The sequence below is a fragment of the Stenotrophomonas sp. 278 genome (assembly GCF_003935715.1).
GTDB classification, from domain to species: Bacteria; Pseudomonadota; Gammaproteobacteria; order Xanthomonadales; family Xanthomonadaceae; genus Stenotrophomonas; species Stenotrophomonas maltophilia_AH.
The window spans coordinates 1-6,424 of sequence record NZ_RHPP01000188.1 but is presented as its reverse complement, the minus strand read 5'-3'; the positions used below and the strand labels follow the sequence as shown (position 1 = coordinate 6,424).

The following is a 6,424-nucleotide window of genomic DNA, read 5'->3' as shown; positions in this document are numbered from 1 at the left end:
GCGCCGGCCGCCGGCGTGGCTGGTGGGGGCCAGCCCGGAGCTGCTGGTGTCGCGGCAGGGGCGGACGGTGTATTCGCATCCGCTGGCCGGTTCGGCGCGCCGCAGTGCGGATCCAGTCGAAGATGCGGCGGCGGCCGAGGCACTGCTGGGTTCGGCCAAGGACCATGACGAGCACCGTTATGTGGTCGAGGCCATTGTCGAAGCACTGACGCCGTGGTGCAGCGACATCCGCGCACCAAAGGCACCGGAACTGCATTCCACCGCCAGCATGTGGCACCTGGGCACACGTATTCATGCGACCCTGCGCGACCCGTCCACGCCGGTGGCGACGCTGCTGGCCGCGCTGCATCCCACCCCGGCGGTGTGCGGCACGCCGCGCGACGATGCGATGTACAGCATTCGCCGGCTGGAACCGAATCCACGTGGCTTCTACGCCGGTGCGGTGGGCTGGATGGATGCCGAGGGCGACGGCGAATGGTACGTGGCGATCCGCTGCGCACGCGTGCAGGGCGCGCACGCGCAGGTGTTCGCGGGCGCCGGCATTGTGACCGGCTCGCAGCCTGAGTTCGAAGTTGCCGAAACGGCAGCGAAATTCACCGCACTGCTGAGCGCCCTGGGCGTCGGCCACGCGGCTTCAACGGAAAACGTTTCATGATGATGCACTCCAACGACGCGCACGCGCGCCTGCCACTGGCGCAGATCTGGCCGGCGGCACGCGTGGCGCGTTACCGCGCGGCCGGCTACTGGCGGGGCGAAACCCTGCCGGGGATGCTGCGCGCACGTGCCGAGGCTTACGCCGATGACGTCGCGGTGATTGGCGGCGACGTGCGGCTGACCTACGCGCAGCTCTGGCAGTACGCCGGGCGGATCGGGTCCGGTCTGCTCGCACGCGGGCTGTGTCCGGGCGACCGGGTGGTGGTGCAGCTGGGCAATACCGCCGATTTCATCGCGGTGGTGTTCGGGCTGTTCCGCGCCGGCCTGATTCCGGTGTATGCGTTGCCAGCGCACCGTTTCACCGAAGTCAGCCATGCGCTGGACAAGGCCCAGGCCAACGCCTACATCGCCAGCGCGCAGTACGAAGGCTTCGACTACCGCACACTGGCGCGCGAACTGCAGGCCGCACGACCGGCGTTGCAGCACGTGCTGATCAGCGGTGACGGTGAGGAATTCGCGACCGTGGCGTCGCTGGACGGCGACACGGCCACGCTGCCGCCCGATCCCGACCCGCAGTCGGTGGCGTTCCTGCAGCTGTCTGGTGGCAGCACCGGCCTGTCCAAGCTGATTCCCCGCACCCACGACGACTATCTGTATTCGGTGCGCGCCAGCAACGAGATATGCGCGATCAACCGCAGCACGGTGTACATGGTCGCACTGCCGGCCGCGCACAACTTCCCGATGAGCTCGCCCGGTTTCCTCGGCGCGCTGTATGCCGGCGCGCGGGTGGTGCTGAGCCCGGGTCCCGGGCCGGACGTGGCGTTCCCGCTGATCGCGCGCGAGCAGGTCACCTGCGTAGGGCTGGTGCCGCCGCTGGCGCTGCTGTGGGCGCAGGCTGCTCCGGCGAGCGCACACGACCTGTCCAGCCTGCAGGTGATGCAGGTCGGCGGGGCCAAACTGGTGCCGGAAGCCGCACGCCGCGTGGTCGATGGGTTGGGCTGCCAGCTGCAGCAGGTGTTCGGCATGGCCGAGGGGCTGGTCAACTACACCCGTCTGCATGATGCCGAAGACCTCGTGCTGGGCACGCAGGGACGGCCGATCTCGCCGGACGACGAAGTGCTGGTGCTGGACGACCACGGCCACCCGGTGGCACCGGGCGAAGTGGGGCATCTGCTCACGCGCGGGCCGTACACCATCGGGGCCTATCACAACGACCCCGGTGCCAATGCGCGTTCGTTCACCGAAGACGGTTTCTACCGCACCGGCGACCGCGTGCAGCAGCTGCCGGGCGGCTATCTGGTGGTACAGGGCCGTGCCGGTGACCACATCAACCGGGCCGGTGAGAAGATCTCCGCCGAGGAAATCGAGGACCATCTGCTCGCCCACAGTGCCGTGTTCGACGCGGCGGTGGTGTCGATTCCGGATCCGTATCTGGGCGAGCGCAGCTGCGCCTTCGTGATCGCCCAGGGCGACGCGCCGACGGCTGCTCAGCTGAAGGCGTGGGTGCGCGGGCGGGGCGTGGCCGCGTTCAAGGTGCCCGACCAGGTAGTGTTCGTGCCGGCATTTGGCACCACCGCCGTCGGCAAGATCAGCCGTCGCGAGCTGCGTGCGCAGCTGCGCGACCATCATCTGCAACAGACTGGAGAACCGCGCTGATGGCGCTGCCGAAGATTGCTCCGTATCCGCTGCCAGTTGCAGCGGAACTGCCTGCGCCGCGTGGACCGTGGACTTTGCAGACCGACCGCGCCGCACTGCTGGTGCATGACATGCAGCAGTATTTCCTGGCCGCGTTCGCCGTCGATGCCAGCCCGCTGGCACCGGCCATCGCCAACATCGCACGCCTGCTGCAGCACTGCCGCCAGCGCGGCATTCCGGTGTTCTACACCGCCCAGCGCGGCAACCAGGATCGACGTGACCGTGGGCTGCAGGCGGACCTGTGGGGTCCGGGCATGCAGGCCATCGCTGAACACGAAACCATCATCGACGCGCTGGCTCCTGCGGCCGGCGACCATGTGCTGGTCAAGCACCGCTACAGCGCGTTCCAACGCAGCAACCTGGAAACGATGATGCGCGCACGTGGCCGTGACCAGCTGCTGGTGACCGGGGTGTACGCGCATATTGGATGCACCGCCACGGTGAGCGAGGCGTTCCAGCGTGACATCGAAGCCTTCATTGCCGCCGACGCGGTGGCGGATTTCTCGCGCGCCGACCATGACCTGGCGCTGCACTGGATCGCCCGCACCACCGGCGTGCCATTGACCACCGATACCCTGCTGGAGCAGCTGGCATGACCACCGACACCACTCCGCTGACCCTCGAGCGCATGCGCGCCGACATTGCCGGCATGCTCGGCGAAACCCCCGATGTGGTGGGCGACGATGATCATCTGATGGATCTGGGACTGGACTCCATGCGCGTGCTTGGGCTGGTGCTGGCCTGGGGCAACACCGGCATTCCGCTCGAGTTCGGTCATCTGGCCGAGCACACCACGCTGCGCGCGTGGTGGAACGTCGTGCAGCGTCTGCAAGGCACGGCTCCGGCATGAGCGGACATGCGGTCGCGGCCGCCGAGGACGTGGCGCGCCGGCATGGCCTGAGCGAGGCACAGACCGGTCTGTGGTACGCGCAGCGACTGGCGGCCGCACCGGCTGCGTTCAATACTGCCCATGCGGTGTGGTTCGATGGCGCGCTGGACATCGCACGCTTCGTGTCCGCTGCCGATCAGATGGCGGTGGAGGCCAGCACGCTGGCGCTGCGCTTCGCCGAGCGCGCCGATGGCCTGCCGGAGCAGTGGCTGGATCCCGTGCACGTGCCACGCCTGCAGGTCGTAGACCTGTCCGGCGCAGCGGACCCGGCGCAGGCCGCGCGCGAGGCCATGGACCGGGACCGGCTGACGCCGGTCGACCCGCAACGTGACCGCATCGCCCAGCAGCGCCTGTTCGTGCTGGGACCGCAGCAGCATGTCTGGTACCTGCGGGTGCATCACCTGGCCACCGACGGCTACGGCATGGCGCTGCTGGGGGAGCGCGTCTGTGCGCTGTATGCCGGGGACGCGGCACAGGCAGCCCTGCAGCCTTGGGCACCCGTACTCGACGAGGACGGAACCTATCGCAGCAGCGAGCGCCGCAGCACCGACGCGGCGTGGTGGCAGAGCTACATGTCCGATGCAGTTCCGGCCGAGGCCGGCAGCGCGGTTGCGCCTGCGGCGGATGCGCTGCGCGGTGTATGGCCGGTTTCAGCCGACTTGTGTGCGGCACTGCACACCGCCGCCGGGCAGATCGGGCAGCCGTGGCCAGACCTGCTGACCGCGCTGGTGGCGGCCTATTGCCAGCGCATGACCGCACAGGCCGAAGCGGTACTGGGCGTGCCGAGCATGGGGCGGCTGGGCAGCGCCTCGGCGCGGGTGCCGGCCATGGTGATGAACGTGCTGCCGTTGCGGACGCATGCACGCGATGGGGACAGCGTGGAGGCGTACCTGCGCGAGACCGTGCGTGACCTGGTGCGAGGACGTCGACATGGCCGCTATCGGGGTGAGCAGCTGCGTCGCGACCTGGGTTGGGTCGGCCGCCAGCATCGCCTGCACGGTCCGCTGGTGAACGTGCAGCCGTTCTATCGGCCGCTGCCGTGGCAGGGGGCCACGGCGACGCTGGAGGTTCTGGGCACCGGGCCGGTGGACGAGATCACCTTTGGCTTCCGCGGCGATGCCGTGACCGGCCTGCAGCTGGAGATCGAAGCCAACCCGGCCCTGTTCGACCGCACCGCGATGGCGGCGCATGCCGCGCGCCTGCCGCATTTCGTGGCGCAGGGGCTGCGCGTGCTGGGCGAGGGCGGCTGCATGGGGGGCATTCCGCTGGCCACGCCGGATGAGACGCAGCGGTGGCTGCATGCGGTCAACGCCACTACGCATCCGGTCGAAGATGTTTCGCTGACGGGGTTGTTGCTGGCGCAGATGCAGGCCACGCCGGATGCCATCGCGCTGGAGTTCGAGGGCGAATCGCTCAGCTATGCGGCGCTGGAAGTACGCAGCCGGGCGCTGGCACTGCAGCTGCGGGCACAGGGGGTAAAGCGCGAAAGCCGCGTGGTCGTGGCGCTGCCGCGTTCCATGTCGCTGCTGGTGGCGCTGGTGGCGGTGCTGCGTGCAGGCGGTGCCTACCTGCCGGTGGACCTGTCGCATCCGGATGCGCGCCTGCGTCGGGTGCTGCAGATCGGACAGCCGGTGTGCGTGCTTGCCGATGCAGATGCGGCGGCGCGCTTCGACGGCCTCCCGGTACTGACGCCAGCGGACTGGAGCAACCAGGCGTCGGGCGCGCTGGATGACAGCGTGCAGCCTGCCGACGCGGCCTATGTGATTTTCACCTCCGGCTCCACTGGCGAGCCGAAAGGTGTGCTGGTCGAGCATCGCGCCATCGTCAACCGTCTGCAGTGGATGCGGCATCACTACGGCTTCAACGCCGCCGACCGCGTGCTGCAGAAGACGCCGGCGACCTTCGATGTGTCCGTATGGGAGTTCTTCCTGCCGTTGATCAGCGGCGGCACGCTGGTGATCGCCGCGCCGGACCTGCATCGCGACCCGCAGGCGTTGGCGCGATTGATCCGTAGCGCGAAGATCAGCACGGTGCATTTTGTGCCCTCGATGCTGGACGCCTTCCTGGCGGTACCGGAATCGCGGGAACTTGCGCTTCGTCAGGTGTTCACCAGTGGCGAGGCACTGGATGCGGCGCTGCGCGACCGTTTCCACGCGCGCATGCAGGCACAGCTGCACAACCTGTACGGTCCCACCGAAGCGGCCGTGGATGTGAGCTGGTGGCCGGCCGCTGCCGAGGACACCTCGCAGCCGGTACCGATCGGCTACCCGGTCTGGAACACCCGTCTGTATGTGCTGGACGCACAGCTGCGCGCAGTGCCCGACGGCGTGCCCGGTGACCTGTATCTGGGCGGGGTGCAGCTGGCCCGCGGTTACCTGGGGCGGGACGACCTGACCGCCGAACGCTTCATCGCCGACCCGCATGTGCCTGGTACGCGGATGTACCGCACCGGCGACCGGGCGCGCTGGCGTCGCGACGGTGCCGTGGAGTACCTGGGGCGCAGCGACCATCAGGTGAAGCTGCGCGGCCTGCGCATCGAGCTGGGTGAGATCGAGGCCGTGCTGCGCGCGGTTCCGGCGGTGGACCGGGTGGCGGTGCTGCTGCGCGATGCGATGCTGGTGGCGTATGTCTCCGGCACGGCGATTGAACCTGCGGCCCTGCGTCAGCACGCGCTGCAGCACCTGCCCGGCTACATGGTGCCGTCGGCGTTCGTGCCCGTCGATCACTGGCCGGTCACTGCGAACGGGAAGCTGGATCGTGATGCGCTGCCTGCGCCGGCGATGCAGGTGGTAGCAGGCCGCGCCGCGGCAACGGCAAGCGAACAGGTGCTGGCCGAGCTGTTTGCGCAGGTGCTGGGATTGCCCGCCCCGGTGGATGCGGATGCGGACTTCTTCGCGCTGGGCGGTGATTCGCTGAGTGCCGTGCGGCTGCTGCTGGAGATCCAGCAGCACTGGACGCAGGACCCGGGCCTGGGCAGCGTGTTCGAACACCCCACGGTGGCGGCGCTGGCCGCGCGGTTGGATACGCCGGCCGTCGAACCCGATCACGGGCTGGGTCCGCTGATCACCCTGGCCCAGGGCGAAGCGGGCCGGGCACCGTTGTTCGTGATCCATCCGGCCGGCGGCATCGCCTGGAACTATCGCGAGCTGGCCAACGCGCTGCGGCCCGCACGCGCGGTGTTCGGCC

Annotated in this window: 5 protein-coding genes; all 5 read left to right on the top strand. The window is 69.1% G+C overall.

Features of this window, described 5'->3' with window-relative positions:
- Window positions 1-655, top strand: a 655-nt coding sequence (locus EGJ34_RS19860; protein ID WP_125362168.1) for an isochorismate synthase, incomplete at its 5' end; no start/stop codon positions are given.
- A gap of 2 nt (window positions 656-657) precedes the next feature.
- Window positions 658-2,310: an AMP-binding protein gene (locus tag EGJ34_RS19855; protein ID WP_125362169.1), complete on the top strand. Its 1,653-nt coding sequence runs from the start codon at window positions 658-660 to the stop codon at window positions 2,308-2,310.
- Window positions 2,310-2,945 (top strand): isochorismatase family protein, encoded by a 636-nt coding sequence (locus EGJ34_RS19850; RefSeq protein ID WP_125362167.1) that lies wholly within the window; start codon window positions 2,310-2,312, stop codon window positions 2,943-2,945. The genes EGJ34_RS19855 and EGJ34_RS19850 overlap by 1 nt, the downstream gene beginning before the upstream one ends.
- Complete coding sequence (locus tag EGJ34_RS19845) at window positions 2,942-3,199, top strand: phosphopantetheine-binding protein (protein ID WP_125362166.1); 258 nt, start codon at window positions 2,942-2,944, stop codon at window positions 3,197-3,199. Before EGJ34_RS19850 ends, EGJ34_RS19845 begins: the two co-directional genes overlap by 4 nt.
- On the top strand, window positions 3,196-6,424 hold a 3,229-nt coding region (locus EGJ34_RS19840), incomplete at its 3' end, for a non-ribosomal peptide synthetase (RefSeq protein WP_125362165.1). The genes EGJ34_RS19845 and EGJ34_RS19840, both read left to right, overlap by 4 nt.